This is a genomic window from Rhodococcus sp. HNM0563, assembly GCF_012726195.1.
Classification (GTDB): domain Bacteria; phylum Actinomycetota; class Actinomycetes; order Mycobacteriales; family Mycobacteriaceae; genus Rhodococcus.
In genome coordinates this window covers 184,525-210,722 of record NZ_JAASAF010000003.1, presented here as the reverse complement: position 1 = coordinate 210,722, position 26,198 = coordinate 184,525, and the positions used below count along the sequence as shown (strand labels likewise).

Genomic DNA, 26,198 nt, shown 5'->3' with positions numbered 1-26,198 from the left:
CGGCGCTACCCTGGGCCCAGGAGGCACCATGGACGCCGTCACAGTTGTTCCTGAGCCGAGGAACGAGCCGGTTCACGGATATGCCCAGGGCAGTCCCGAGCGAACCCGCCTGCTCGGAAAGCTCGCGGAACTCACCGCAGAGCCGATCGATGTCAGCCATGTGATCGGGGGAATGCACCTCCACGGCGAGGGTGATCGCGTCGACATCGTGCAACCGCACAACCACGCGGCGGTGCTCGGAACCCTCCGCAACGCCACCGCAGCGGATGCGGCGGCAGCGGTCGACGCAGCTACCGCCGCTGCGCCCGCGTGGCGCGACATGCCGTTCGATGCGCGCGCCGCGATCCTGCTGCGGGCCGCCGACCTGATGTCGGGGCCGTGGCGCGAGACCATCGCGGCCGCCACGATGCTCGGCCAGTCGAAGTCGGTGCAGCAGGCCGAGATCGACGCGCCGTGTGAACTCGTGGACTTCTGGCGGTTCAACGTACATTTCGCACGCGGTCTCCTGGCCGAGCAACCGATGTCCTCGCCCGGTGTGTGGAACCGTATGGATCACCGTCCGCTCGAAGGGTTCGTCTACGCGGTGACGCCGTTCAACTTCACTGCGATCGCCGGGAACCTGCCGACCGCGCCCGCCCTCATGGGCAATACCGTCATCTGGAAGCCCTCGGAGACCCAGTCCCTCGCGGCCCACTGGACGATGCGCGTGCTCGAGGCGGCAGGTCTGCCGCCCGGCGTGATCAATCTGCTCACCGGAGACGGCAGAGCCGTGTCCGACGTGGTCCTGAGCGACCCCCGTTTCGCAGGTCTTCATTTCACCGGATCGGTTGCGACGTTCCGGCACCTGTGGAAGGAGATCGGCGGCAACCTCGACGTGTATCGGACCTATCCGCGGATCGTGGGGGAGACCGGCGGAAAGGACTTCGTCGTCGCGCATCCTTCTGCCGATCCTGCTGTGCTGGCCACTGCGCTGATCCGCGGCGCGTTCGAGTACCAGGGACAGAAGTGCTCCGCGGCGTCGCGCGCGTTCGTGCCGCGCTCGGTGTGGTCGCGGATGCGGGAGGGCTTCCTCGCGGAGGTCGATGCGCTCACCTACGGCGACGTGACCGATCTGTCCAATTTCGGTGGCGCGTTGATCGATCGTCGCGCATACGAGAAGGTCGTCGGTGCTCTCGATCGCGCTCGCGACCGCACCTCGGTGGAGTTCGCCGTCGGTGGCGGGTACGACCAGTGGGTCGGGTGGTTCGTACGGCCCACGGTGTTGCTCGTCGACGATCCCGGCGACGAAGCTCTCACCACCGAATACTTCGGTCCGATTCTCGCCGTGCACGTCTACGACGACAGCGTGGCCGGTGCGTGGGAGAACGTGCTCGCGATGATCGACACGGCAACCCCGTATGCCCTGACCGGTGCGGTGATAGCGGAGGATCGCGCCGCAATCGAGCATGCCGCCGCCGCGTTGAGGTTCACGGCGGGCAATTTCTACGTCAACGACAAGCCCACCGGTGCGGTCGTCGGACAGCAGCCGTTCGGAGGTGGTCGCCTCTCGGGTACCGATGACAAGGCAGGCTCAGCGCTGAACCTGCTGCGCTGGGTGTCGCCGCGGGCACTCAAGGAGACGTTCGTCCCGCCCACCGACCACCGCTACCCGCACATGGAACCCGGCCCCGGGACGGAACCGTGACCGGTCTCGGCGACGCGCTGTCGAACCCGCTGCGTCCGGTCATCCTCACGGCCGCGAAATCGGACGCGGTGCGCCGCGTGGTGACCGCCGCACCACCCACTCGACGCATCGTCGACCGGTTCGTTGCCGGGAACACCCGCGCGGACGCGGTGACCGTTGCCGCGCACCTGTTGGGTTCGGGCAGGGGCGTGAGTGTCGACCATCTCGGTGAGAACACCCTCGACGTCGGGCAGGCCCGTGCGATCGTCGAAGAATACCGTGACCTGCTCACCGATCTCGGGAAGCTCGAAGAACTCACGCCCGAGACGTTCGGGGGTGCGCCCGCAGTGGAAGTGTCGGTCAAGCTCACGGCTCTCGGGCTGTCGCTCGGGTCGGACGGTAGCAAGATCGCGCTCGACCACGCTCGGGAGATCTGCGCCGCCGCACAGAACGTGGGCGCGTGGGTGAGTATCGACGCCGAAGACCACACCGTCACCGACGACACGCTCGCGATCGTCCGCGAGCTGCGCATCGATTTTCCCGACGTGGGGGCGGTCGTACAGGCGTATCTGCGCCGCACCGAAGGCGATTGCCGAGAATTGTCGGGACCGTGGTCGCGGGTGCGGTTGTGCAAAGGCGCGTACGACGAGCCCGAGTCGGTGGCGTACCGGGATCGCGCTGAAGTCGATGCGTCGTATCTACGGTGCCTGCAGATACTCATGGGGGGAGACGGGTACCCGATGGTCGCCTCGCACGACCCCGCCGTGGTGACGGCGGTCGATCCGCTCGCCGCGGTGGCCGGACGTGGCCGAGGCGACTTCGAGCACCAGATGTTGTTCGGGATTCGCGACGGCGAGCAAGTGCGCTTGGCCGGTGCAGGCCGGCGGGTGCGGGTGTACGTACCGTACGGGTCGCAGTGGTACGGCTATCTCATGCGACGCCTCGCCGAGCGCCCCGCCAACCTGCGATTCTTTCTGCAGTCACTCCTCAGGCGCGACTGAGCGGACCCCCTCGCCGGTAGATTGGCGCCCGTGAGTACCTCAGGCGACGACCCCCGTTCGTGGGTGCTGTACGTCGTCGTGGTGGCGCTGACCGCGCTGATGGCAGCCCCGCGTCACGGCAGGCACGCCGCGAACGGCTGGTGGTGGCCGCCTCCGGTCGCTGCGATCGCGTTGTGGCTACTGATCGCCGTGCCGTCGGTGATCCGATTGATCGAACCCTCGATGGAAATGGTGTTCCGTCGGGATCCGATCCGCACTCGCGACGGTGAATGGTGGCGGGTCTTCACCTCGGCGCTGACTCAAGACGGTGTCGCCGGAACTGTCGGCAATCTGGTGATGTTCGCGATCGTCGCGATCGCGGTGGTGCGAGTCTGGGGGTGGCAGCGCGCGGTCGCGTTGTGTGTGGTCGGCCAGCTGTTGTGGGGGCTGTTCACCTCGTTCGTCTCCCCATCGGTGGGGTCGGGGGTGTCGGGAGCGACGTTCGTGATGGCAGCCTCGCTCGCGGGCCTGTGGCCGGTGGTGGCGGCCCGGCACGCCCTACTCCTGGCATCGGCGGGCACGTTCGTCGCCGGGGTGTTGCTGGTTCTCTTCGACGATGCCCACGGTGTTGCGGTCCTGATCGGCATGCTGCTCGGGGCAGTACTCGGAATCGTGTTACCGCCGCCGCGGCAGATCACCGCGTCCCACCCCGGCGTGCACGGGCATCTCCGTTCCTGAACGTGCGCAAGCGATATGTGCGATCGAAGATCGCCAAAGTATCGTGACTGGGGTGTCTGCACTACTGCGTTCGTTGAACCCGCTTGCCGTCGCCCGCGGTGACGATGTCCCCGATGCCGTCCGGATCGACGGCCACACCTTGTCGCGCAGCGACATTCTCGGTGCGGCGACCGCGGTGGCCGCCCGTGTGTCGCGGGCCGAGCGGGTCGCGGTGCTCGCGACCCCCACTGCGACGACGGTCGTGGCGGTCGTCGGCTGCCTGCTCGCGGGCGTCACCGTGGTGCCGGTGCCGCCGGACTCGGGGCCGGCGGAGCTCGCCCACATTCTGAAGGATTCGGGTGCGCAGGCGTGGCTCGGGTCCGCTCCCGAGACGGGCGGTGCCGGCGCGGGAGTGCAGGTGCCGGAACTTCCGGTGCTGCCGGTGCGACTGCACGCGCGCGACTGGCATCACGTTCCCGAACCGAGCCCGTCGAAGGTCGCGTTCGTGCTCTACACATCCGGCACCACGGGCTCGCCCAAGGGGGTGCTACTCAGTCGCCAGGCCATTGCGGCCGGGCTCGACGCGATCGTGCGGGCGTGGGACTGGACCGAGCGCGACACGCTCGTGCACGGACTGCCGCTGTTCCACGTGCACGGACTGATCTTCGGTGTCCTCGGCCCACTTCGGATGGGTAGCAGGCTCATCCACACGGGTAAGCCGACCCCGCAGGCCTATGCGGAGGCTGCGGGCACCCTCTATTTCGGTGTGCCCACGGTGTGGTCGCGGGTGGCCGAGGACGAAGAGTCCGCGCGCGCACTCGGTAGCGCGCGCCTGCTCGTCTCGGGTAGCGCCCCGCTGCCTGTGCCGGTGTTCGAGAAGTTGCGCGAGCTCACCGGTCACGCCCCGATCGAGCGGTACGGAATGAGCGAAACGATGCTCACAGTGAGTACACGTGCCGACGGTGATCGTCGCCCCGGCTGGGTCGGGACACCGGTTGCAGGGGTGCAGACGCGGCTGCGCGACGAACACGGCGCCGACGTGCCCCACGACGGGGAGAGCATCGGTGTGCTTCAGGTGCGCGGGCCGATGTTGTTCGACGGCTATCTGGGCCGTCCCGAGGCGACAGCCGCTTCGTGGACCGACGACGGGTGGTTCGTCACCGGTGATGTCGCGGTAATCGACGCCGACGGTTTCCACCGGATCGTCGGCCGGGAATCGACGGATCTGATCAAGTCCGGAGGTTTTCGCGTAGGCGCCGGAGAGATCGAGACCGTGCTGCTCGCGCACCCAGCGGTAAGCGAGGTTGCGGTTGCGGGCTTGGAAGACGATGATCTCGGCCAACGTATCGTCGCGTTCGTGGTTCCTCGCGCCGATGGTCCGGAAGTGGTCGAGGAAGAGTTGATCACGCTTGTTGCTCAGCAGCTTTCGATCCACAAGCGCCCGCGGGAGGTGCGAGTGGTCGATTCCTTGCCACGAAACGCGATGGGAAAGGTACAGAAGAAACTGTTGCAGTAGCGATGCTGACGGAACATTCTCCGGCGGAGTCCCGGTGTCGGCGGAAACTCGACAGACAGTCGGCTCGAGGGTTGCGTGTGCCACACTCCAGGGCGGATTGTCTACTGCAGAGTAAGTAGGTCTACTCACTTCGATGGGGGTTCGAGGTATGTCTTTGACGGATCAGGTTCGCGACACCGAGCAAGCGCTTCGTTCGGATCGCTACAGCGGCGCGAGCCCGGCCTTCATGGTCGACGGCAAGCCGGCGTCGGTCCCGCTTCGCGACCTGCCTGCGGTAGCGCGCAAGCTGGTCGCACACTTCGCAGACAACGTCGCACCGTGCTCGCTACGCCCGGGAGAGTCGTTGCGCGGCGACGTCACCGAGGTCACCGTGCGGTGCCTGCGCATCGCGATCCACCTGCTCGACTCCGGCGAGCTGCCGTCGGATGCAGATCTCGCAGACCTGCGCAGCAGCGCAGCGCAGTGGGCACGGGCAGGCTTCCGCCTCGAATACATGCTGCGCATCTACCACGAGGGCATTCGCCTCGGCTGGGAGCTCGTCAGCGACCGGGCCCGCGAAGGAGACGTCATGTCGGTCGCCGACGCCTCGCGGCTGTGGATGTCATTGCTCGAACGCGTCACCGTCACCGCCACGACCGGTTTCGTCTCGGAGCTCGAGGTGATTCGCCGCGAGCGCGACGTCGCCGCACAGGAACTCGTCGCTGCACTGCTCAGCGGACAGGATGCGGCGTCGGTCGCGCGCCGTTCGGGGCTCGAACTCGCCGACGGATACACGGTGCTCGCCGTGTCGCTGGCGCGGCATCCGGACGAGCGGAATCCGCACGTGCGCCCGGAAGTCGTCGCCCGACGAACTTTGCGTCGCGTCGAGGTCGAACTGGAAGCCATCTGCGACGGCAAGCATCTGGCGCTGCTCGGGCCGGAAGGGGGGACGGTCCTGCTCGCGGGGGCGTCGACCTCTCCATCGGTCGACGATCTGCGGCACCGGATCGAGGCGGTGGCCGGTGTCTCGGTGACGGTGGCGCTGGTGCATGCGTCCGTGCCGGAAGTGCCTGCAGCGGCGAAGCAGGCCCACGAACTGCTGGACCTCGTCCGATTGCTGGGACGCCCGGTCGGCACGTACGGAATGCACGATCTGGCCCTCGAATACCAGCTGACCCGTCCTGGCCCGGCACGGCGGCATCTCGCGCGTGTCCTCGATCCACTCGACGATTCACCCGAACTCGTCGAGACTCTCGAGACCCATATCTCGCACGATCTGAGCAGACAGCTGACCGCACGGTCACTGCACGTGCATGCCAACACCGTCGACTACCGGCTCAAGCGGGTTTCTCAGCTGACCGGTTTCGATCCCACACGCCCTTCGGGTCTGCGACAGTTGCAAGCTGCGCTGATCGCCCGGAGGCTCGAAGGCCTCGGGGCGGACAGGGAATTCCTCGCCGCCCAGTAGCACCTCGCCTCGCGCAGTCGGGAATCGGGCCCGGCGTTCGGCCGGGCCCGAGACCGACACTCTGTCAGGAAGCGGGAAGATTCTCGGAGTCTGCGGGATGGAACCTGCGCCAGACGATGCCGATCACACTGATGATCACGAACAGTACGGCAGTAGCGGTGAGCTGCGCGCGGGCGTCGGAGTCGGAGAGCATCAGGATGATGAACGCGACGAGCATGGCGAGCGTGAACCAGCTCAGGTAGGGGAACGCCCACATCTTCAGCTTCAGCGTGCCCTCCTGCTCGAACCGCCGCCGTAGCCGCAGGTGCGCAACCACGATGAAGAGCCAGATCGCGATCAGCGCCGAGCCGACGGCGTTGAGCAGGATTCCGAGGATCTGATCGGGAAGCAGCCAGTTCAGCAACACACTGACGAAGCCGAAGAAGACCGACACCAGCACCGCGTTGCGAGGTACTCCGTTGTGGGAGAGCTTGCCGAGCCACGCGGGTCCGTCTCCGCCGCGCGCGAGGGAGTAGGCCATCCGCGAGGTTCCGTACACGTTCGCGTTGAACGCCGACAACAGCGCGACCACCACGACCAGTTCCATGAAGCCGGAAACGTAGGGGATCCCGGCGATATCGAGGACGGACACGAACGGTGAGGTGTCGCCGCTCGCGGTGGTCCAGGGCAACACGAGCACCATGATCGCGATGGAACCCAGGTAGAAGAGGCTGATTCGCCACACTACCGAGCGCACGGCGGTGGCGATCGACCGTTCCGGGTCCTTCGATTCGGCAGCGGCGATCGTGACGATCTCGATCCCGCCGAACGCGAATGCGACCGCGAGCAGGCCCGCAGCGATGCCGGCGAGGCCGTTCGGTGCGAATCCGTCACCGTCGCCGAGCAGGTGCACGGTGCCGACGGGATCGGTATCGGGCAGCAGTCCGAACACCAACAGCACACCCAGCACGAGGAAGCCGACGATGACAGCGACCTTCAACGCGGCGAACCAGAACTCGAACTCACCGAAATTGGCGACACGCGCGAGGTTGATCACGGCGAAGAAGGTGACGAACACGAGTGCCACAACCCATTGGGGCACACCGGGAAGCCACGACTGCACAATGGCCGATGCGCCGGTGATCTCGACGCCGAGGACCATGATCAGCATGAACCAGTACAGCCATCCCATCGTGAACCCGGCCCAGCGGCCGATCCCGATGCGGGCGTAATGCGAGAACGAACCGGAGACCGGAAGTGCCGCGCCCATCTCGCCGAGCATGCGCATCACGAAGATGATCATGATGCCCGCGAGGACGTACGAGATGAGGACGGCGGGACCAGCCGCGGCGATACCGACGCCGGAGCCGAGGAAAAGGCCGGCGCCGATCGCGGAGCCGAGCCCCATCATGGTCAGATGTCGGACTTTCAGCCCGCTTCCGAGGTGCTGCGGCTCGGTTGCGGGCGACTCGGCTGTGCTCACGAGACCCTACTCAGTCGTTGGCGTGGAGGGCTGCGTTCAATTCGACGCCGGTGCCCTTGTTGGGAACCACTTCGACAGCACCGCTGACCGAGTTGCGGCGCAGCATGAGATTGGACTTGCCGTTGAGTTCCTTGGCCTTGATGACGGTGCCGTCGGGGCCGGTGACCTTGGTTCCGGCGGTGACGTACAGGCCTGCCTCGACGACGCAGTCGTCACCGAGAGAGATGCCGACGCCGGCGTTCGCTCCGAGGAGGCAGCGCTTTCCGATGGAGATGACTTCCTTGCCGCCACCCGACAGGGTGCCCATGATCGATGCGCCGCCACCCACGTCGGAGCCGTCGTCGACGACGACGCCCGCGGAGATTCGGCCTTCGACCATCGAGTTCCCGAGGGTGCCCGCGTTGAAGTTCACGAAGCCCTCGTGCATCACGGTGGTACCGGAGGCAAGGTGCGCACCGAGACGGACGCGATCGGCATCGGCGATGCGGACACCGGACGGCACGACGTAGTCGACCATGCGCGGGAACTTGTCGACGCCGTAGACGGTGACGGGTCCGCGGATGCGAAGACGCGAACGGACGAGTTCGAACCCTTCGACAGCGCAGGGACCGTAGTTGGTCCACACCACATTGGCGAGCAGGCCGAACAGACCGTCGAGGTTGATGCCGTGCGGTTGGACGAGACGATGGGAAAGCAGGTGCAGACGCAGGTAGGCGTCGTGTGCGTCGGCGGGTGCCTGCGACAGGTCGGCGATGGTGGTGCGGACCGCGACCTGGTTGACGTCGCGCGCCTCGTCGGTCCCTGCGAGCAGCGCGAGGTCGGACGGGATGTCCTTGCCTTCGAGCTGCGTCGTCCCGGTTTCGGTATGTTCGCCCAGCGTGGGAGCCGGGAACCAGGTGTCGAGGACGGTGCCGTCCGACGCGATGTTCGCGATGCCTACTGCTGATGCTCCGTGTGCACTCACGGTCGAGAAGCGTACGCGAGGCGCGCGTGCTCCTGTGTAGGCCCTGTGAAAAACCGATGCCGAACCTGTGAAAAAGCGTGATTCCGTATTGTGCGGCTATGACCGTTCCACACCTCGACCTGCATGCCGATCCGATCGACCTCACCGCTGCCCTGGTGGACATTCCCAGCGTGTCGCAGGACGAATCGGTCATTGCCGACGCCGTAGAGAAGGCGCTGCGCGAACAGACGTCGGGGTTCGAGGTGATTCGCAGTGGCAACGCTGTTCTGGCGCGCACGAACCGAGGTCTCGGAAGCCGGGTGATGCTGGCCGGTCACCTCGACACGGTGCCGATCGCCGACAACGTGCCGTCGCGGCGCGAGGGCAATCTGATGTACGGGTGCGGTACCTCCGATATGAAGTCGGGCGACGCGGTCTTCCTGCATCTCGCTGCGACGGTCGCCGAACCCGCGCACGACCTGACACTCGTGTTCTACGACTGTGAGGAGATCGCCGCCTCCTTCAACGGACTCGGCAGAATCGAGTCCGATCTACGTGAGTGGCTCGATGCCGACGTGGCGATCCTCGGCGAGCCCACCGGCGGGCTGATCGAAGCGGGCTGTCAGGGGACGCTGCGGGTGAGGATCACCACGGATGGTGTGCGAGCACATTCGGCCAGGTCGTGGCTCGGCGACAATGCGATCCACAAGCTCGCGCCCGTACTCGAACGGCTGTCGCGGTACGAAGCGCGATCGGTCGACATCGACGGCTGTGTGTACCGCGAGGGGCTGTCCGCCGTGCGCCTCGGCGGGGGAGTGGCAGGCAATGTCGTGCCCGACACTGCGGAGGTCGACGTCAACTTCCGATTCGCCCCGGACCGCAGCCCCGACACCGCCCTCGCACACGTGAAGGAGGTTTTCGCCGGCCTCGACATCGAGATGGAGCTGACCGACATGTCGCCCGGCGCCTTGCCCGGGCTGGCGAATCCCGCAGCGGCAGCACTGGTCGCGGCGGCCGACGGGCGCTTCCGCGCGAAATACGGATGGACCGATGTCTCGAGATTCGCGGCCTTGGGGATCCCCGCCGTCAACTACGGCCCGGGCGACCCGAACCTCGCGCACAAGCGGGACGAGAATGTAGACGTGCGTCACATCACCGAGGTGACCACAGTGCTCCGCGGGTACCTCACCCGATAACGTGACCGGCATGCCAGGCGACGAACCCCCCGCGAACTCGAACAGTCGACGCGACCGCGACGAGGTCGTGCATCGCGGACCCGTGCAGTTGCGCGGCGAGCGTGCGTTCGAGTCCACCATGATGGATCAGCGTCTGCTCGACCGGCGAGGGCCTGCCGACTGGGTGCATACCGACCCGTGGCGGGTGCTGCGAATCCAGAGTGAGTTCGTCGAGGGGTTCGGTGCACTCGCCGAGGTGCCACGCGCTGTCGCGGTGTTCGGGTCGGCGCGGACGCCGACGGACCACGCGGACTACGAGGTCGGTCGCCGTCTCGGCGCTGCACTCGTCGAAGCCGGATACGCCGTGATCACCGGTGGTGGCCCCGGTGCGATGGAAGCCGCGAACCGCGGCGCGAGCGAGTCGGGCGGATTCTCCATCGGGCTGGGTATCGAATTGCCATTCGAGCAGTCACTCAATGATTGGGTGGATCTGGGCCTGAACTTCCGGTACTTCTTCGCGCGCAAGACGATGTTCGTGAAGTACTCACAGGCGTTCGTCTGCCTGCCCGGCGGATTCGGAACGCTCGACGAACTGTTCGAAGCGGTCACGCTGGTTCAGACCCACAAGATCACCCAGTTCCCGATCGTGTTGTTCGGCACCGAGTACTGGTCGGGGCTGCTCGAGTGGATCCGCTCGACGATGCTGCGCGAGGGCAAGATCTCGGCCGAGGACCTCGACCTGATCTCGGTGACCGACAGCATCGAGGAGGCGGTGCAGATCATCGTCGCCGCGCACCGCGGTGAGGACGAGCACGAGCTCTACGGGGAGGAGGCCTCGTGGTGAGCGAGTCCGGTCTGGCGGTGTGCGTCTACTGCGCGTCCGGTCCGGTGCACGAGTCGTACCTCGGTTTCGCGACCGCGGTCGGCACGGCGCTGGGACGTCGCGGATGGAGGCTGGTTTCCGGCGGGGGCAACGTGTCGATGATGGGTGCGATCGCCGACGCCGTGCGCGCTGCGGGCGGGCACACGCTCGGAGTCATCCCGAAGGCGCTCGTGCACCGTGAGGTCGCCGACGTCGACGCGGACGAACTCGTAGTCACCGATACGATGCGCCAGCGCAAGGAGATCATGGAGAACCGCGCCGACGCGTTCATCACCCTGCCCGGTGGTATCGGCACCCTCGAGGAGCTCTTCGAAACCTGGACCGCGGGATACTTGGGGATGCACGATAAACCCATGGTGCTGCTCGATCCGGTCGGGCACTACACCGGATTGCTCACGTGGCTGGAGTCGATGGTCGACACCGGGTTCGTGGCTCGGCGGGCGCTCGATTCCCTGCAGGTCACCGACGATATCGAGGATGCGCTCGACCGGTGTGGCGCGGCCGCTCGGATGTAGAGGGGGTTTCGTTCGGCCGATCGATTATCTACTCTTCGGTAAGTTCGGGGGAGCTGCGACTTCTTCCGAGCCTGCTGCCCAGCCGACCGCCGTGAGGAACGAAGTTGACCAAGTCCGTGTCCACCGAGCGTGATTCGACCATCTCCCCGCTAGGCCTGCTTGCCCAACTGCCGACCATGCTGCCGGATGCACCGAGCCTGCTGCGCGGAGCGCTCGGAATGACCCGCACTCCGACAGCCCGCGAGACGATCGGTTCGGTCTTCCAGAAACTTGCCGAGCGTCGGCCCGACCGTCCGTTCCTGCGTTTCGACGGCGACACACTGAGCTACGGCGATGCGAACGCACAGGTCAACCGGTACGCGGCTGTGCTGACGGCGCGGGGCGTGCGGGTCGGCGACGTCGTCGGCATCCTCATGACGAACAGGCCCGAAGCGCTTCTCATCACGCTCGCAGCGGTCAAGCTCGGTGCCGCAGCAGGCATGCTCAACAATCATCAGCGCGGCGAGGTCCTGGCCCACAGCCTCGGCCTACTCGACAGCCGGGTCCTCGTGATCGGCGAGGAATGCGAGGACGCGATCGAGTCCCTCGACGGACCACCGCAGGCGGAGGCGGTGCTGCGCGTCGACGAGCTCGACTCACTCGCCGCCGAGGCCGATTCCGCGAACCCCGCCGTCACCGAACGTCTACAGGCCTCCGAGACCGCGTACTACATCTTCACCTCGGGGACGACAGGTCTACCCAAAGCCAGCAAGATGTCGCACTTCCGCTGGCTCAAATCGATGTCGGGGCTCGGCGGACTGGGTGTCCGATTGCGCCGCGACGACACCCTGTACTGCTGCCTGCCGCTCTACCACAACAACGCACTGACAGTCGCGCTCTCGTCGGTGCTCGGTTCCGGAGCGACCCTCGCGCTGGGCCGCAAGTTCTCGGCGTCAGGATTCTGGGCGGATGCCCGACGCAACGGAGCCACCGCGTTCATCTACATCGGTGAGATCTGCCGCTACCTGCTCAACCAGCCGGCGCGTCCCGACGACCGCGACAACGGCATCCGGCTGATCGTGGGCAACGGCCTGCGACCCGAGATCTGGACCGAGTTCACCGACCGCTTCGGAATCGACCGTGTCGCAGAGTTCTACGGCGCAAGCGAATGCAACATCGCATTCATCAACGCGCTCAACCAGACCCGCACTGCGGGAATCTGCCCGCTCCCGCACGCGGTGGTGGAATACGACCCCGATACGGGCAAAGCGCGACGCGGTGCCGACGGGCGTCTGAAGAGCGTCCGGCAAGGTGAGGTCGGACTGCTCCTCGCGAAGGTCACGTCCCGCGCTCCCTTCGACGGCTACACCGATCCAGAGGCAACCGAAGCCAAACTCGTCCGCGACGGGTTCGACAACGGCGACGTCTGGTTCGACACCGGCGACCTCGTCCGCAAACAGGGTTTCATGCACGTCGCGTTCGTCGACCGACTCGGCGACACCTTCCGGTGGAAAGGCGAGAACGTCGCAACCACCCAGGTCGAAGGGGCGGTATCGTCGCACGAGTCGATCGCCGAAGCCGTCGCCTACGGGGTCGAGGTGCCCGGCGTAGAAGGCCGCGCGGGCATGGTCGCGGTCACGCTGAATCCGGACTCGGGATTCGACGGCGCGGCGCTCTCCGCGGCCCTGCACCACGCGCTCCCGGACTATGCGGTGCCGCTGTTCGTGCGGATCGTCGACGAGCTCGAACACACGACGACCTTCAAGAGTCGCAAGGTGGATCTGCGCAAGCAGGGCTACACCGACACCGGGTCCGACGCGGTGTTCGTACTCGCAGACCGCTCCGACGGATATCGCCCCCACTACGACGGATACGTCGAGGCAGTCACTCGGGGTGAAATCCCTCGACGCTGATCATGTCAGGATGGGAGCCATGACCGGTTCCGCCGCAGAGGTTCCCGAGCTGCCCGCACATCGCGACGTGCGCCCACCCGGGCACGCATCCCTGATGGTGGGCGGACGACCGTCTCCGACGCTGTGCGGCAGGCCGGTCGCGACCGACCGGGCCCTCGTGATGGCGATCGTCAACCGCACTCCGGACTCCTTCTACGACCGGGGCGCGACGTTCACGGACGACGCAGCCCTCGCCGCAGTCGACCGCGCCGTCGCCGAGGGAGCCGATCTCGTGGACATCGGCGGTGTCAAGGCGGGACCGGGCGACCTCGTCGACACTGCTGAGGAGATCAGGCGGGTCGTACCGTTCGTGGCAGCGATCCGTGAGCGATACCCCGACGTGCTCATCAGCGTCGATACGTGGCGCAGCGAGGTCGCGCGGCGCGCGGTCGCCGAAGGCGCCGATCTGATCAACGACACGTGGGCGGGCGCCGACCCCGAACTCGTCGACGTCGCGGCAGCGCTCGGCGTGGGCATCGTGTGCTCCCACACCGGCGGCGCGGTCCCTCGGACCCGTCCTCACCGGGTGCGGTACGCCGACATCGTTGCCGAGGTCGCGGCCGAGGTCGTCGGCGCTGCCGAGGACGCTGCGCGGCGAGGCGTCGCGTCCGACTCGATCCTCATTGATCCCACCCATGATTTCGGGAAGAACACCTATCACGGGCTCGAATTGTTGCGGCACGTGGACGTTCTCGTAAATAGCGGGTGGCCTGTGCTCATGGCGCTCAGCAACAAGGACTTCGTAGGCGAGACTCTGGGAGTCGAACTCGCCGAGCGGTTGGAGGGCACATTGGCAGCGACAGCATTGTCCGCGGCAGCGGGAGCGAGGGTGTTCCGGGTGCACGAGGTCGCAGCGACCCGCCGCGTGGTCGACATGACCGCCGCGATCGTCGGCACCCGCCTGCCCGCCCGCACGGTCAGGGGCTTGGCATGAGCGCTCCCACCCGCACCTGGAGCGAAGCGAACAGTTGGGACCGTCCCACGTGGACGGTCGCCGAACTCGAGCGCGCGAAGGCAGGGCGCACGGTGACCGTGGTGTTGCCCGCTCTCGACGAGGAGGAAACCGTCGGAAGGGTCGTCGACTCGATCCACCCCCTCCTGGGTGGTCTCGTCGACGAGCTGGTGGTGCTCGACTCGGGTTCCACGGACGACACCGTGGCCCGCGCGCGTGCCGCCGGTGCACGCACGATCTCCCGCGAGGAAGCGGTGCCCGGTGTGCCACCGGTCCCGGGCAAGGGCGAGGTCCTGTGGCGGTCGATCGCGGCGACGTCCGGCGACCTGATCGCGTTCGTCGATTCCGATCTCATCAACCCGGATCCGGCGTTCGTGCCGAAGCTCCTCGGCCCGCTACTGCTCGGAGACGGAATCCACCTCGTCAAGGGCTTCTACCGGAGGCCCCTACGGGTCAGTGGCGCCGAGGACGCCTCCGGAGGTGGCCGAGTCACCGAACTGGTCGCCCGACCGCTGCTCGCGGCTCTGCGGCCGGAACTGACGTGTGTCCTCCAACCTCTCGGCGGCGAATACGCGGGTACCCGCGAGCTGTTGCAGTCGGTGCCGTTCGCACCGGGTTACGGCGTCGAGATCGGACTGCTGCTCGATACGTACGACCAGCGCGGTCTCGATGCGATTGCCCAGGTCAACCTCGGCGTGCGCAAGCACCGGAACCGGCCCCTGTCCGAGCTCGGCGCGATGAGCAGGCAGATCGTCGGGACGATGTTGGGTCGCTGCGGAATCGCGGATTCGGGTGCGCCCCTGACCCAGTTCCTCGTCGACGGCGACTCGTTCAGCCCGGTCGAGACGCACGTGAGCCTCGAGGACCGTCCACCGATGCTCACCATCACCGGCTGATCCGGATGTCGGTGCGGCGTGTCAAGATCGAGGGATGCTGACGGTTCTGCTGTACGTGCTCGTCATCGTCGTCGTCGGCGCCGCGCTGTTCTTCGTCGCGAGTGTGGTGTTCGGGCGTGGTGAAGCGCTCGCGCCCATCCCGCCCGGTACCACAGCCACCGTCCTGCCCGCGTCCGACGTGACGGGCACCGACGTGCGAGATCTGCGCTTCCAGCAGACTTTGCGCGGATACAAGATGGGCGAGGTCGATTGGGCACTCGATCGGCTCGCTCGCGAGATCGACGAACTCAAGGCGCGGATCGCGGAGTACGAGGTGTCCGCCGAGACGCTGGGCGACGACGTACCCCTTCCCGACGATCGCGTCGTCGAGAAACCGGACGACGAGCACGACGAATCCAGGCCTTGCGGGTCCACGCGACCGGCGGAGTCGGTGGCCGAGATGGAGCAGCAGGACGCCGACGAAGGGGCCACGTCATGACCTCGGACGGACGGACCATGACCGCGGACGGACGGACACGGTGTCCCTGGGCGGTCGATCGCACCGGCGAGACGCTCTACCGCGACTATCACGACACCGAATGGGGACGGGAACTGCACGGCCGCGACGAACTGTTCGAGCGGCTCGCCCTCGAGGCGTTCCAGTCGGGGCTTTCGTGGTTGACGATCCTGCGTAAACGCGAGGGGTTCCGCGCGGCGTTCGACGGTTTCGATGTCGACATCGTGGCTCGCTACGACGAGGAGAAGATCGCGGCGCTGATGGCCGACGCCAGCATCGTCCGCAATCGGCTCAAGATCGAGGCAGTCGTGTCGAACGCGCGAGCGGTACTCGATCTCACCGATTCGGACCTCGACACGTTGCTGTGGTCGTTCGCGCCGCCGCGGCGCGCCGAGCGGTTCGACTCCGCGGAGCGGATTCCCGCGGTGACCGAGGAATCGACGGCCATGGCGCGTGAACTCAAGCGCCGGGGGTTCCGTTTTGTGGGCCCCACCACTGCGTATGCCCTCATGCAGGCCACCGGCATGGTCGACGACCACATCGCGGAGTGCTGGGTTCGAACGGACGCTTGACCTACTGCGCGCGGGCACCTGCGGGAGTCCGCTGTCCAGCGAGGACCGCGATAGGGAACAATGGTGGAGCGCGCATCGTCGACCGCGACGAGGCAACCACACGGTAACCCACGCGCCCGGAGGTCGGGTGCAGATTTGGAGGGAGCAGAGGATGGCGGCCATGAAGCCCCGGACCGGGGACGGTCCCCTCGAAGCAACCAAAGAGGGACGAGGAATCGTCATGAGGGTTCCACTCGAGGGCGGCGGACGTTTGGTCGTCGAGCTCACGCCGGACGAGGCTGCGGCCCTCGGCGACGAACTCAAGAGTGTCACCAGCTGATCAGCGCCTCTTTCGAACGTTTCCGGGTCTCGCGCTGGTGTCTGTGCGCGGGGCCCGGATTCGTATCGGCGAGACCTGCGGTGCGCGTCGTGGATGAAGGGAAACCATGCTCGACTCGGTGATCGACCTCCTCGCGTGCCCGCATTGTGAATCCGCGATGGATCTCGATGCCACGGCGGTGTTCTGCGAACGCGGCCACAGCTTCGACATCGCACGGCAGGGCTACGTTTCTCTCTCGAGCGGTGCGGCGACCCGATTCACCGGCGACACAGCAGAGATGATCGCCGACCGCGCCGCGTTCCTCGACGGCGGCCATTACGACCCGATCCGCGAGGCGGTGAGGGCTGCGTGCGCGTCCGTCCCGTCCGATTCGGGTGTGCTCGAGGTGGGCGCGGGCACCGGGAGCTACCTTGCCTCCGTCCTCGACGGGATGCCGGGTTCCCGAGGTATCGGTCTCGATGTGTCGAAACCGGCGGCTCGCCGAATCGCCCGTAGCCATCCCCGCACCGGCGCTGTCCTGGCGGACGTGTGGGCGCAGATCCCGGTGCGATCCGGGACGCTCGGGCACGTCCTGTCGGTGTTCGCCCCGCGCAACGCGTCCGAGGCGCACCGCGTCCTGGAGCCCGGCGGTGTGCTCGTGGTGGCCACTCCGACACCGGAGCACCTGCGTGAACTCGTGTCGCTGCCCGGGATGGTCAGCGTCGACGAACACAAGACCGAACGTCTGTCGTCGGCGCTGTCCGGGCGATTCGAGCGACACGATCGCACCGAGGTTCGTTTCGCCATGGAGCTGACCCGCACGGCGCTCGTCGCTCTCGTGGGAATGGGCCCCTCCGCCTTCCATCTCACCGCGGCGCAGCGCACTGAAATGGTGGAGGCGCTGCCCGACGATTTCGAGGTGACCGCATCGGTGGTGGTGTCGACGTGGATCCGGCGGCCCGGTGAGGTCAGCGGCGACTGATCGCGTCCTGATAGACCGCGAGGGTGGCCCGCGCGATCTGCGCCCAGGAGAACTCGCTGATCGCCCGCGCTCGCCCGGCCCGACCGAATTCGGCGGCGCGCACGGAGTCGGAGGCGAGATCGTTGACGGCGTCCGCGAGAGCGCGTTCGTAGACTGCGGGTTCGTACGAGTTGTAGTGCACAAGCGTGCCGGTGACGCCGTCCTGCACGACCTCGGGGATCCCGCCCACATCCGACGCCACTACGGCGGTCTCGCACGCCATCGCTTCGAGGTTGACGATACCGAGTGGCTCGTACACCGAAGGGCACACGAAAACCTGAGCGGCAGCGAGCAGCTCGCGAACCGATTCTCGCGGAAGCATCTCCTGAACCCAGATGACGTTGCCCCGCGAGCTCTGCAATTCGGCGACGGCCCGTTCGGTGTCCGCTGCGAGCTCCGGGGTGTCGGGAGCGCCTGCACACAACACGAGTTGGATCTCGGGCGCGATGCGGTGCGCCGCGGCGATCAGATGACCGAGGCCCTTCTGCCGGGTGATGCGGCCGACGAACACGGCAATCGGTGCGGTCGGATCGACACCGATCGTCGGCAGCACCGATTCGGAATCGGGCGCGAGGGGGCCCGGATGCCACACCGAGGTGTCGATCCCGTTTCGCACCACGTGGACGCGTGCGGGGTCGACGAACGGATATGCGTCGAGAACGTCGAGGCGCATACCGTCGCTGACGGCGATGACCGCGTCCGCGTACTGCACGGCGTTGCGCTCGGACCACGACGAAATCCGGTAACCGCCACCGAGCTGTTCGGCCTTCCACGGGCGTCGGGGCTCGAGCGAGTGAGCGGTGAGGACGTGGGGGACGTCGTACAGGTCTGCGGCGAGATGACCGGCGAGACCCGAGTACCACGTGTGTGAGTGGACGATGTCCGCTCCGGCCGCCCCGTGCGCCATGCGCAATTCCGCTGACAGGGTGGTCAATGCAGCGTTGGCGCCGGAGAGCGCCGGATCGGGGGAGTACACGATCGCGGTCTCGCGGGGCGCCCCCATGCAATGCACGTCGACCTCGCACAGGTGCCGTAATTGCGACACCAGCTCGGTCACGTGAACGCCTGCACCGCCGTACACCTCGGGCGGATACTCCCGTGTCATCATTGCCACCCGCACCGCATCAAACTATCCGGCCGCAGAAATTCCGGCCACTCGATCTCCGGACGCCGGGACGCGAGGCATCGGAGGCCGCGGTACCCCGACAGGGTTGCCGACTCCTCGGTGTCCGAGTTCTCACTTGGCTGGCGGCATCGTGCGCAGTGCGGATAGGTTGAGCGTGTGAGGAGCCAGCCACATGTGCTTGGAATCGTGCTCGCCGGCGGCGAGGGTAAGCGGCTGTATCCGTTGACCGCTGACCGCGCGAAGCCCGCGGTGCCGTTCGGAGGTGCCTACCGTCTGATCGATTTCGTGCTGAGCAACCTCGTCAACGCCGGCTATCTGCGTATCTGTGTGCTGACGCAGTACAAGTCGCACTCGCTCGATCGGCACATCTCCCAGACCTGGCGGCTTTCCGGTTTCACGGGGGAATACATCACCCCGGTGCCCGCGCAGCAGCGTCTGGGGCCGCGCTGGTACACCGGGAGTGCCGATGCGATCCTGCAGTCGCTGAACCTCGTGTACGACGAGGATCCCGAGTACATCGTGGTGTTCGGTGCCGACCACGTCTACCGTATGGACCCCGAGCAGATGGTGCGTCAGCACATCGAATCCGGAGCCGGCGTGACCGTCGCGGGCATCCGGGTTCCGCGCAGTGAAGCGTTCGCCTTCGGATGCATCGACAGTGACGAGTCCGGCCGCATCACCCAGTTCCTCGAAAAGCCCGCACACCCGCCCGGCACTCCCGACGACCCCAACGTGACATTTGCCTCCATGGGCAACTACGTCTTCACCACGAAGGTGCTTGTCGAGGCGTTGCGTGCCGATTCCGAGAATTCCGATTCGGACCACGACATGGGCGGCGACATCATCCCCGCTCTCGTCGCGCAGGGTGCGGCGCACGTCTACGACTTCAACGACAACGTGGTGCCGGGCGCCACCGAACGCGATCGCGCCTATTGGCGCGACGTCGGCACGCTCGACGCGTTCTACGACGCACACATGGATCTGGTGTCCGTCCACCCCATCTTCAATCTGTACAACAAGCGTTGGCCGATCCGCGGTGCGGCGGAGAACCTCCCGCCCGCGAAGTTCGTACAGGGCGGTCTCGCGCAGGAGTCGATCGTGGGGGCAGGGAGCATCCTGTCGGCCGCGACCGTCCGTAACTCGGTACTCAGCTCCAATGTCATGGTCGAGGACGGCGCCACCGTCGAGGGCAGTGTGCTGATGCCCGGGGTGCGTATCGGCAAGGGCGCCGTCGTGCGTCACGCAATTCTCGACAAGAATGTCGTCGTCGGAGACGGCGAGATCATCGGAGTCGATCTCGAACGCGACCGTCAGCGCTTCGCGGTGAGTAACGGAGGGGTCGTCGCCATCGGCAAGGGCGTGTGGATCTAGCTCACCCGGTAGGCACGGCGCTCAGCTCATACGCACAGCGCACAGAAGTCCGTCGCCGAGAGGCAGGACGACGGGAGCAAGCCGGTCGTCCTGTGAGATGGCACGGGCGGCCTCACGAACGGCGAGCACCGTCGAGTCTCGCGCTGCCGGGTCCGCGACACGCCCGTCGAGCAGTGCGTTGTGCAGCACGATGACACCGCCGGGCCTGAGCAACCGTACGCCTTCCTGGACGAAGTGCGGATGGTCGGCGGGCGTGGCGTCGACGAAGACGAGGTCGTACCCGGAATCCGCGAGGCGAGGCAGCACGTCGAGTGCCCGGCCGTTGATCAGCCGGGTTCGGGAGGCGACCATCCCGCCGTCCCGGAACGCGATCTTGGCGGCCCGCTGGTGCTCGGGTTCGCTGTCGATGGTGGTGAGGACGCCGTCCTCGCGGAGTCCGTGGAGCAACCACAAGCCGCTGACACCGGCGCCGGTGCCGATCTCGACGATGGTGCGCGCATCGAGCATGCGCGCGAACAGCGACAACGTTGCGCCCACGGACGGAGAAACGGGTTCGGCGCCGAGATCGAGGGCGCGTTCGCGCGCGTTGACGAGGGCATCGTCCTCGACGACGACATTCTCCGCGTGGGCCAGGATCCGGTCGGCATTGGTCTGCACCCTGATGAGGCTATCGTCGCGACCGCATCAGTGCAGGCAGGCGCGCCCCAGAATCCCACGTTCGTGGTTTCTCAGCTGACTTTCAGGGTACTCATACGGCGTCCACATCGCTGTGGTGAAAAGTGATGGTCGGATACGCAACAGACCGCCGGTTCGACGAAGGCGAAAGATTCATCGGAAAGGTCGACGAAGGACACCAGCGGAAATAGAATCCCGCGTCCAAGCGTTGACCACCGAAGATATCGTTTTCGATCAGCGGTCCCGAAGAGGAGGATCCACCGATCCACATGCAAAGATCCGATACCGTCCCCACCCCCGACGTGTGCACATCTGCCGACACCGATATGAGCGGAACAGCAGTGTTCGATGCCACCGGTGATCGTGCTTCCATGCCGTCATGGGACGAGCTGGTCCGTCAGCACGGCGACCGCGTGTACCGGCTCGCCTACCGACTTTCCGGCAACGCACAGGACGCCGAAGATATCACCCAGGACACATTCATCCGAGTGTTCCGTTCGCTTCAGGACTACCAGCCGGGCACTTTCGAGGGCTGGCTGCATCGAATCACCACCAACCTCTTCCTGGACATGGTGCGCCGCCGGAATCGGATCCGGATGGAAGCGCTGCCGGAGGACTACGATCGGGTACCGGCCCACGGGCCGAACCCCGAGGAGATCTACCACGACGCTCGCCTCGGTGCCGATCTGCAGTCCGCACTGGACTCGCTGGCACCGGAGTACCGTGCCGCGGTGGTGCTCTGTGACATCGAAGGACTCTCCTACGAGGAGATCGGTGCCACACTGGGGGTGAAGCTCGGTACGGTGCGTAGTCGTATCCACCGGGGTCGCCAGGCGCTGCGCGAGCACCTGCGCGAGCATGGGAAGGTCGAAGTCGGTCGCGTCGATGCGGGGTAGCCGCCAGGAGGATTTGATGACGATGGTGCAACCACCTCGCAGGTTCGGCTCTACGGAGCACCTGGCCAGCGAAGCCGTTGCCGCATTCGTCGACGGAGAGCTCCGGATGTCGGCGTACCTCCGAGCCGCCCAGCATCTGTCCATCTGCGGCGAATGCGCGACCGAGGTCGAAGCGCAGGAACAGGCCCGTCGCGCATTGCGGTCGGCAGCCCGTCAGGCCCCGGCGATGCCGTCCTCGTTGCTCGGGGCGCTGAGCAACATCCCCAGCCATCTCTGCGACCAGCCGAGCACCGACCCCACCCGCCTGTCGGGGCCGGGAGGTCTGTTCGACGCCGCCGCCCAGGATCCGTGGAGCACCACACGCCGGTGGTCGATCCGCCGTCGTCGGTGACAGCGAGCAGGCGGTAGCAGCAGAGACAGTGCCATCGGTGATACTGGGCTGCGTGACGGACCTACACGGGGGAGACGGACACGCGTGAGCGGCGATTCTGTGCAACGGACGGGTGTGCAACGTAACGGGCGAGGCGACGCCGGTGCCGCCGACAATGGGGTCGGCGACAACGACACTGTGCCCGCCGACGATATGCCCGATGCCACTTCGGGTCGGTCCGGGGAGATTGCAAGACCCGCCGACGCGCCGCGTCTCGAACCCAGGCCCGTGTATCGGCCTACCGTCGACCCGTCCGCTGCGCAGGTCTTCGGTCGGCCTGCCGGTGCCGTCGGTTCCTTCGGCGGGAACTCCCGAGACCGGGCACCGGACCCGCGGATCCAGCATGCACCTCCGGCCGACCCGATCTTCGCCGAGGCGTACGGACGCCCTCACGAGGCCGTGGATACTCTTCAGCGGCCGCCCGGGGACTCCGACGAGGACCCTGTCGAGGCGACGCCGCCCGACCCGTGGCGCAACCCGGACTCGGCCGTGCGACTCGGTCCTCCCATTGCGGACACCGCGCCGACCGAACTGCCGCCTGCCCGCAAATTGGCCCTCCGGGAAGTGCTCTTCGACCGTCGCGTCGAGCCACGTGCCCTCGCCACCCTCGCCGCCGTAGCCGTCGTCATCGGAATGGTCGGCGGGCTCGTCGTTGCTCTGATGCTGTCCGAGAACGGATCGCTGACGAGTCGTGGTGTGTCGCTGACGCAGGTTGCGGCAGGTGAGGACGTCCCGACCGGCACTGTTGCCCAGGTTGCCGACGCCGTACTGCCCGCGGTCGTGTCGATCCAGGTCACGCTCGGCCAGGACGCCGGAACCGGATCAGGTGTCGTGATCGACGGGGAAGGCTATATCGCTACCAACAACCACGTGGTGTCGATGGCCGCGAACAATCCCGAAGCCAACGTGCAGGTGTCGTTCAACGACGGTACGAAGGTGCCTGCGTCGATCGTCGGGCGCGACATCAAGACCGATCTGGCGATCCTGAAAGTCGATGACGTCGACAATCTCGTCGTCGCAGAACTCGGCCGTTCCGAGGACGTCCAGGTAGGCGAGGACGTCGTCGCGGTCGGTTCTCCCCTCGGCCTGAACAAGACCGTCACGCGCGGCATCGTCAGTGCGCTGCATCGGCCCATGCGGTTGAACGGACAGGGCACCGACACCGACGCGGTCATCGATGCCGTGCAGACCGACGCGGCCATCAACCCGGGTAATTCGGGCGGACCGCTCATCGACTCGGAAGGCCGGGTCATCGGCATCAACTCGGCTATCAAGTCGGAGACCGGCGGATCGGTCGGTCTGGGCTTCGCGATCCCGATCGATACCGTCACCGAGGTTTCGCAGGCGCTCATCACCGAGGGTGTGATGCATCATCCCGAGATCGGTGTGAATGCCCGGACCGTCGTCAACGATGTTGCCAGCGGCGCCGAGGTGGCCAATGTGCAGCAGGGCAGTCCGGCTCAGCAGGCAGGCATCGTCGAAGGCGACGTGATCGTCAAGGTCGGCGACCGAGAGGTCACGAGCGCGGACGAACTCGTCGTCGCCGTTCACCTGCAGGCGATGGACCAGCCGGTCACCGTGCAGTTGGTGCGTGAGGGGCGCCTGGTCGACATCGAGGTCACACCGGTATCGGATTGATCATGAGGGATGTGACATCTGCCGTCGGTGCTGCAATCCTGCGTGGACCACGTACTCTGGTGCCGTGTTCGGCAACATCGGTTGGGGCGAGTTCATGGTCCTCCTCATCGCGGCCCTCGTGGTCCTCGGTCCGGAGCGACTTCCGGGTGCGGTGTCGTGGGTGACCAAGTCGCTCCGGCAGGTGCGTGAGTATGCATCGGGTGCCCGGCAGCAGCTCAAGGACGAACTCGGACCCGAATTCGACGATCTCCAGAAGCCGCTGTCCGACCTCAACCAGCTGCGGGGCATGACGCCGAAGGCCGTCATCACCAAGCATCTTCTCGACGGCGACGACTCGATCCTCACGGGTAAGTTCGATTCCCCGGCGACCAATGGGTCCGGTGGAGGCGCCCACAGTTCGACGCCTTCGCGGCCGGACATGGCGAAGCCCCTCGCTCCGGGCGAGATTCCGCCGATCGATCCCGACGCGACGTAATGTCCGCCCCGAGGAGGGGCTCTGCGCCCCGAGGGGCGGTGCTGCTTGCCTGCCGGCTCAGAGATGCCGGGTGGTGTCGATCCCCAGTGACATTCCTGCCAGACCACGACGACGGACTGCGAGCTTCTCGGCGATCTCCCGCATCGCGATGCCCGGTGCGGAATCCGGGGCGCTGAGGACGATCGGGGTGCCCGCGTCGCCCGCCTCACGGATCGCAGGGTCGAGGGGGATCTGGCCCAGCAGCGGCACCTCGGCTCCGACTGCGCGTGAGAGCCGCTCTGCGACTGCCTGGCCGCCACCGGTACCGAAGACATCCATCTTGGTGCCGTCGGGCAGTTCGAGCCACGACATGTTCTCGACAACGCCCGCGATGCGCTGACGGGTCTGCAGGGCAATCGAGCCGGCGCGCTCGGCAACCTCCGCCGCTGCCTGCTGCGGGGTTGTCACCACGAGGATCTCCGCGTTGGGGATCAGTTGCGCAACCGAGATCGCGACGTCGCCCGTGCCGGGCGGGAGATCAAGCAGCAGCACGTCGAGATCGCCCCAGAAGACATCGGCGAGGAACTGCTGCAATGCCCGGTGGAGCATGGGGCCGCGCCACACCACCGGGGTGTTCCCCTCCGTGAACTGGGCGATGGAAATCATCTTCACTTCGTGCGCGATAGGCGGCACGATCATCCGCTCCACCTGGGTGGGCTTCGCGGACGTGCCGAGCATGCGGGGGATCGAGTGGCCGTAGATGTCGGCATCGAGCACACCTACGGACAGTCCGCGATCGGCCATCGCAGCTGCGAGGTTGACGGTGACCGACGATTTGCCGACGCCGCCCTTGCCGGAGGCCACCGCGTAGACGCGCGTGAGCGAACCGGGCTGCGCGAACGGGATGACCGGTTCGGTGGAGTCACCGCGAAGGGACTTGCGAAGGGCCGTGCGCTGCTCGTCGTTCATCACGTCGAGGGTCACTCGGATCTCGCCCACGCCCGCGACGTCGGCTACGGCCTTGGTGACCCGATCGGTGATCTCGGTACGCATCGGGCACGCGGCCGTCGTGAGATACACCTCGATGTCGACACTGCTGTCGTCGCGGATATCGACGCTCTTGACCATGCCGAGGTCCGTGATGGGCTTGCGGATCTCCGGATCCTGGACCCGTGCGAGCGCGCTTCGGATGTCGGACTCAAGGACTGCCATGGTGACCATGGTAGGTGGCGGTGGTTCAGTGGATCCGCGGCAGGTCGGCAGCGCTGGGTGTGATGCCGGTGGAGTAGGCGGCAGACCAGGCGAGGACGTTCGCGACGTACGCCATCGAGTTGTTGTAGCGGTGGATGGCTTTCGTCGAGTGCGCGAGGTTGCGCATGTCGAGGCCACCGTCGCACAGGTAGCGCGCGGTGGTCAGGGTGGAGTCGTAGAGGTTCTGGGGATCGGACTTGCCGTCACCGTTGCCGTCGCCCGCGTACTGGGTCCACGTGGTGGGGATGAACTGCATCGGTCCCACGGCCCGGTCGTATACGGAATCGCCGTCGAGGGCGCCGCCGTCCGTGTCGTGGATGACGGCCTGGCCCGGGAGGCTGCCGTTGAGCGGAAGACCGATCACGGGCTCGTTGAGGTTTCCGAGATCGTCGGCCTGGCCTCCGTTGGCATGCCCGGATTCGACGCGGCCGATTCCGGCGAGCAATGTCCAGTACATGCCACAGCCGGGATTCTCCTCGTTGAGGATCCGTTCGGCATTGAGGTAGGCGTCGAAGTTGATGCCGGGAATTCCGAGGGGGCCTTCGTGCAGAACCTTGGGCTCGGGTTCCGGCGCGGGGGCGGCCTTCGGTGCGGGCGCGGCAGCGGGCTCCGGAGCGAGCATGACGTTCTGGGCGACCGCGGTGACCTGCGGGATATCGATCGAGTTCACGGCTGCGGCGATGTCGTCGATCGGTGTTGCGGCAGCTGCAGGCTCGGTTTCGTGCTGGTGAATCCCGAGCAGAGTGCGGGGCGATGCGCCCGCGGTGGTGGCGGCTGCGGCAACCAAGCCCACCGGCACCAACCCCGTCATGGCAATGACTGAATTGCGACGGAGTTTCGAATCCAATGGCTTAGCGTGCCGGCCCACTACTACCTCCCTCGGGCATCTC

The 26,198-nt window shown here is 66.5% G+C and carries 26 protein-coding genes; 20 read left to right on the top strand and 6 right to left on the bottom strand.

The genetic code is table 11. The annotated features are described in order from the left end of the window. The first annotated feature begins 28 nt into the window (after positions 1-28). From pruA to HCA61_RS07885, 5 genes are all read left to right on the top strand, one after another. Positions 29-1,684, top strand: a complete 1,656-nt coding sequence (pruA, locus tag HCA61_RS07905; RefSeq protein ID WP_169687619.1) for an L-glutamate gamma-semialdehyde dehydrogenase — start codon at positions 29-31, stop codon at positions 1,682-1,684. Further along, the gene (locus HCA61_RS07900) at positions 1,681-2,664 is read left to right on the top strand and encodes a proline dehydrogenase family protein (RefSeq protein WP_346777516.1); all 984 of its coding nucleotides are present in this window, start codon (positions 1,681-1,683) and stop codon (positions 2,662-2,664) included. The genes pruA and HCA61_RS07900 overlap by 4 nt, the downstream gene beginning before the upstream one ends. Before the next feature lie 30 nt (positions 2,665-2,694). Beyond that, positions 2,695-3,381, top strand: coding sequence for a rhomboid family intramembrane serine protease (locus HCA61_RS07895; RefSeq protein WP_169687618.1), 687 nt, complete (start codon positions 2,695-2,697; stop codon positions 3,379-3,381). Between the two features lie 52 nt (positions 3,382-3,433). Beyond that, positions 3,434-4,876 carry an acyl-CoA synthetase gene (locus HCA61_RS07890; protein ID WP_169687617.1) on the top strand — a complete coding sequence of 481 codons (1,443 nt, stop codon included), beginning with the start codon at positions 3,434-3,436 and terminating at the stop codon, positions 4,874-4,876. 226 nt (positions 4,877-5,102) lie between these two features. Next, positions 5,103-6,323 carry a helix-turn-helix domain-containing protein gene (locus HCA61_RS07885; protein ID WP_169687964.1) on the top strand — a complete coding sequence of 407 codons (1,221 nt, stop codon included), beginning with the start codon at positions 5,103-5,105 and terminating at the stop codon, positions 6,321-6,323. Between the two features lie 64 nt (positions 6,324-6,387). Here the strand turns inward: HCA61_RS07885 and HCA61_RS07880 are convergent, their stop codons facing one another. Together HCA61_RS07880 and dapD are read right to left on the bottom strand one after the other, a co-directional pair. Further along, positions 6,388-7,713, bottom strand: coding sequence for an amino acid permease (locus HCA61_RS07880; protein WP_346777533.1), 1,326 nt, complete (start codon positions 7,711-7,713; stop codon positions 6,388-6,390). 82 nt (positions 7,714-7,795) lie between these two features. Further along, positions 7,796-8,749 (bottom strand): 2,3,4,5-tetrahydropyridine-2,6-dicarboxylate N-succinyltransferase, encoded by a 954-nt coding sequence (gene dapD, locus HCA61_RS07875; protein ID WP_169687615.1) that lies wholly within the window; start codon positions 8,747-8,749, stop codon positions 7,796-7,798. 98 nt (positions 8,750-8,847) lie between these two features. Here dapD and dapE point away from each other — a divergent pair, with 98 nt between their 5' ends. From dapE to HCA61_RS07825, 10 genes are all read left to right on the top strand, one after another. Further along, entirely contained in the window at positions 8,848-9,924 is a 1,077-nt protein-coding gene (dapE, locus tag HCA61_RS07870) for a succinyl-diaminopimelate desuccinylase (protein ID WP_169687614.1), read from the top strand. A 10-nt stretch (positions 9,925-9,934) separates the two neighbouring features. Further along, positions 9,935-10,747, top strand: coding sequence for a TIGR00730 family Rossman fold protein (locus HCA61_RS07865; protein WP_169687613.1), 813 nt, complete (start codon positions 9,935-9,937; stop codon positions 10,745-10,747). Then, a complete protein-coding gene (locus HCA61_RS07860) occupies positions 10,741-11,301 on the top strand; it encodes a TIGR00730 family Rossman fold protein (protein WP_169687612.1) in 561 nt (186 codons plus the stop codon). The genes HCA61_RS07865 and HCA61_RS07860 overlap by 7 nt, the downstream gene beginning before the upstream one ends. Positions 11,302-11,417: 116 nt before the next feature. Continuing rightward, positions 11,418-13,193 carry a long-chain-acyl-CoA synthetase gene (locus HCA61_RS07855; RefSeq protein ID WP_346777532.1) on the top strand — a complete coding sequence of 592 codons (1,776 nt, stop codon included), beginning with the start codon at positions 11,418-11,420 and terminating at the stop codon, positions 13,191-13,193. A 94-nt stretch (positions 13,194-13,287) separates the two neighbouring features. Further along, positions 13,288-14,166 (top strand): dihydropteroate synthase, encoded by an 879-nt coding sequence (gene folP, locus HCA61_RS07850; protein WP_169687962.1) that lies wholly within the window; start codon positions 13,288-13,290, stop codon positions 14,164-14,166. Continuing rightward, positions 14,163-15,080, top strand: coding sequence for a glucosyl-3-phosphoglycerate synthase (locus tag HCA61_RS07845; RefSeq protein ID WP_169687611.1), 918 nt, complete (start codon positions 14,163-14,165; stop codon positions 15,078-15,080). The genes folP and HCA61_RS07845 overlap by 4 nt, the downstream gene beginning before the upstream one ends. 34 nt (positions 15,081-15,114) lie before the next feature. Then, positions 15,115-15,558 carry a DivIVA domain-containing protein gene (locus tag HCA61_RS07840; protein WP_169687610.1) on the top strand — a complete coding sequence of 148 codons (444 nt, stop codon included), beginning with the start codon at positions 15,115-15,117 and terminating at the stop codon, positions 15,556-15,558. A 17-nt stretch (positions 15,559-15,575) separates the two neighbouring features. Next, the gene (locus HCA61_RS07835) at positions 15,576-16,148 is read left to right on the top strand and encodes a DNA-3-methyladenine glycosylase I (RefSeq protein ID WP_169687961.1); all 573 of its coding nucleotides are present in this window, start codon (positions 15,576-15,578) and stop codon (positions 16,146-16,148) included. A gap of 151 nt (positions 16,149-16,299) precedes the next feature. Further along, positions 16,300-16,467 carry a DUF3117 domain-containing protein gene (locus HCA61_RS07830; protein ID WP_011211259.1) on the top strand — a complete coding sequence of 56 codons (168 nt, stop codon included), beginning with the start codon at positions 16,300-16,302 and terminating at the stop codon, positions 16,465-16,467. 106 nt (positions 16,468-16,573) lie between these two features. Next, a complete protein-coding gene (locus HCA61_RS07825; RefSeq protein WP_169687609.1) occupies positions 16,574-17,428 on the top strand; it encodes a putative RNA methyltransferase in 855 nt (284 codons plus the stop codon). Here the strand turns inward: HCA61_RS07825 and glgA are convergent. Next, a complete protein-coding gene (gene glgA, locus HCA61_RS07820) occupies positions 17,415-18,587 on the bottom strand; it encodes a glycogen synthase (RefSeq protein ID WP_169687608.1) in 1,173 nt (390 codons plus the stop codon). The two genes, HCA61_RS07825 and glgA, sit on opposite strands and share 14 nt — an antisense overlap. A 162-nt stretch (positions 18,588-18,749) precedes the next feature. Here glgA and glgC point away from each other — a divergent pair, with 162 nt between their 5' ends. Continuing rightward, positions 18,750-19,964: a glucose-1-phosphate adenylyltransferase gene (gene glgC / locus HCA61_RS07815; protein ID WP_169687607.1), complete on the top strand. Its 1,215-nt coding sequence runs from the start codon at positions 18,750-18,752 to the stop codon at positions 19,962-19,964. Positions 19,965-19,985: 21 nt separating this feature from the next. On the opposite strand, the gene HCA61_RS07810 is transcribed toward glgC, so the two are convergent. Continuing rightward, positions 19,986-20,621 (bottom strand): O-methyltransferase, encoded by a 636-nt coding sequence (locus tag HCA61_RS07810; RefSeq protein WP_169687606.1) that lies wholly within the window; start codon positions 20,619-20,621, stop codon positions 19,986-19,988. 287 nt (positions 20,622-20,908) lie between these two features. Here HCA61_RS07810 and sigE point away from each other — a divergent pair, with 287 nt between their 5' ends. The 4 genes from sigE (at position 20,909) to tatB (ending at position 24,078) form a co-directional block, all read left to right on the top strand. After that, positions 20,909-21,535 (top strand): RNA polymerase sigma factor SigE, encoded by a 627-nt coding sequence (gene sigE, locus HCA61_RS07805; protein ID WP_169687605.1) that lies wholly within the window; start codon positions 20,909-20,911, stop codon positions 21,533-21,535. Between the two features lie 16 nt (positions 21,536-21,551). Next, positions 21,552-21,926 (top strand): zf-HC2 domain-containing protein, encoded by a 375-nt coding sequence (locus HCA61_RS07800; RefSeq protein WP_169687604.1) that lies wholly within the window; start codon positions 21,552-21,554, stop codon positions 21,924-21,926. A 192-nt stretch (positions 21,927-22,118) separates the two neighbouring features. Then, a complete protein-coding gene (locus HCA61_RS07795) occupies positions 22,119-23,603 on the top strand; it encodes a trypsin-like peptidase domain-containing protein (RefSeq protein ID WP_169687960.1) in 1,485 nt (494 codons plus the stop codon). A 64-nt stretch (positions 23,604-23,667) separates the two neighbouring features. Then, on the top strand, positions 23,668-24,078 hold the full coding sequence (gene tatB / locus HCA61_RS07790; protein ID WP_169687603.1) for a Sec-independent protein translocase protein TatB: 411 nt from the start codon (positions 23,668-23,670) through the stop codon (positions 24,076-24,078). A 57-nt stretch (positions 24,079-24,135) separates the two neighbouring features. Here the strand turns inward: tatB and HCA61_RS07785 are convergent, their stop codons facing one another. Both HCA61_RS07785 and HCA61_RS07780 read right to left on the bottom strand, forming a co-directional pair. Further along, entirely contained in the window at positions 24,136-25,269 is a 1,134-nt protein-coding gene (locus HCA61_RS07785; RefSeq protein ID WP_169687602.1) for an Mrp/NBP35 family ATP-binding protein, read from the bottom strand. Between the two features lie 25 nt (positions 25,270-25,294). Then, positions 25,295-26,176 (bottom strand): lytic murein transglycosylase, encoded by an 882-nt coding sequence (locus HCA61_RS07780; RefSeq protein ID WP_247272953.1) that lies wholly within the window; start codon positions 26,174-26,176, stop codon positions 25,295-25,297. Positions 26,177-26,198: the final 22 nt, after the last annotated feature.

Bases quoted from the DNA above. Each gene is read 5' to 3' on its own strand.
- dapE (WP_169687614.1), top strand. From the start codon at position 8,848: ATGACCGTTCCACACCTCGACCTGCATGCCGATCCGATCGACCTCACC.
- sigE (WP_169687605.1), top strand. From the start codon at position 20,909: ATGCAAAGATCCGATACCGTCCCCACCCCCGACGTGTGCACATCTGCC.
- HCA61_RS07800 (WP_169687604.1), top strand. From the start codon at position 21,552: ATGACGATGGTGCAACCACCTCGCAGGTTCGGCTCTACGGAGCACCTG.
- HCA61_RS07885 (WP_169687964.1), top strand. From the start codon at position 5,103: ATGGTCGACGGCAAGCCGGCGTCGGTCCCGCTTCGCGACCTGCCTGCG.
- pruA (WP_169687619.1), top strand. From the start codon at position 29: ATGGACGCCGTCACAGTTGTTCCTGAGCCGAGGAACGAGCCGGTTCAC.
- HCA61_RS07785 (WP_169687602.1), bottom strand. From the start codon at position 25,269: ATGGCAGTCCTTGAGTCCGACATCCGAAGCGCGCTCGCACGGGTCCAG.
- HCA61_RS07840 (WP_169687610.1), top strand. From the start codon at position 15,115: ATGCTGACGGTTCTGCTGTACGTGCTCGTCATCGTCGTCGTCGGCGCC.
- HCA61_RS07880 (WP_346777533.1), bottom strand. From the start codon at position 7,713: ATGATGGGGCTCGGCTCCGCGATCGGCGCCGGCCTTTTCCTCGGCTCC.
- HCA61_RS07795 (WP_169687960.1), top strand. From the start codon at position 22,119: ATGCCCGATGCCACTTCGGGTCGGTCCGGGGAGATTGCAAGACCCGCC.
- folP (WP_169687962.1), top strand. From the start codon at position 13,288: ATGGTGGGCGGACGACCGTCTCCGACGCTGTGCGGCAGGCCGGTCGCG.
- HCA61_RS07865 (WP_169687613.1), top strand. From the start codon at position 9,935: ATGCCAGGCGACGAACCCCCCGCGAACTCGAACAGTCGACGCGACCGC.
- HCA61_RS07845 (WP_169687611.1), top strand. From the start codon at position 14,163: ATGAGCGCTCCCACCCGCACCTGGAGCGAAGCGAACAGTTGGGACCGT.
- HCA61_RS07835 (WP_169687961.1), top strand. From the start codon at position 15,576: ATGACCGCGGACGGACGGACACGGTGTCCCTGGGCGGTCGATCGCACC.
- HCA61_RS07825 (WP_169687609.1), top strand. From the start codon at position 16,574: ATGCTCGACTCGGTGATCGACCTCCTCGCGTGCCCGCATTGTGAATCC.
- HCA61_RS07830 (WP_011211259.1), top strand. From the start codon at position 16,300: ATGGCGGCCATGAAGCCCCGGACCGGGGACGGTCCCCTCGAAGCAACC.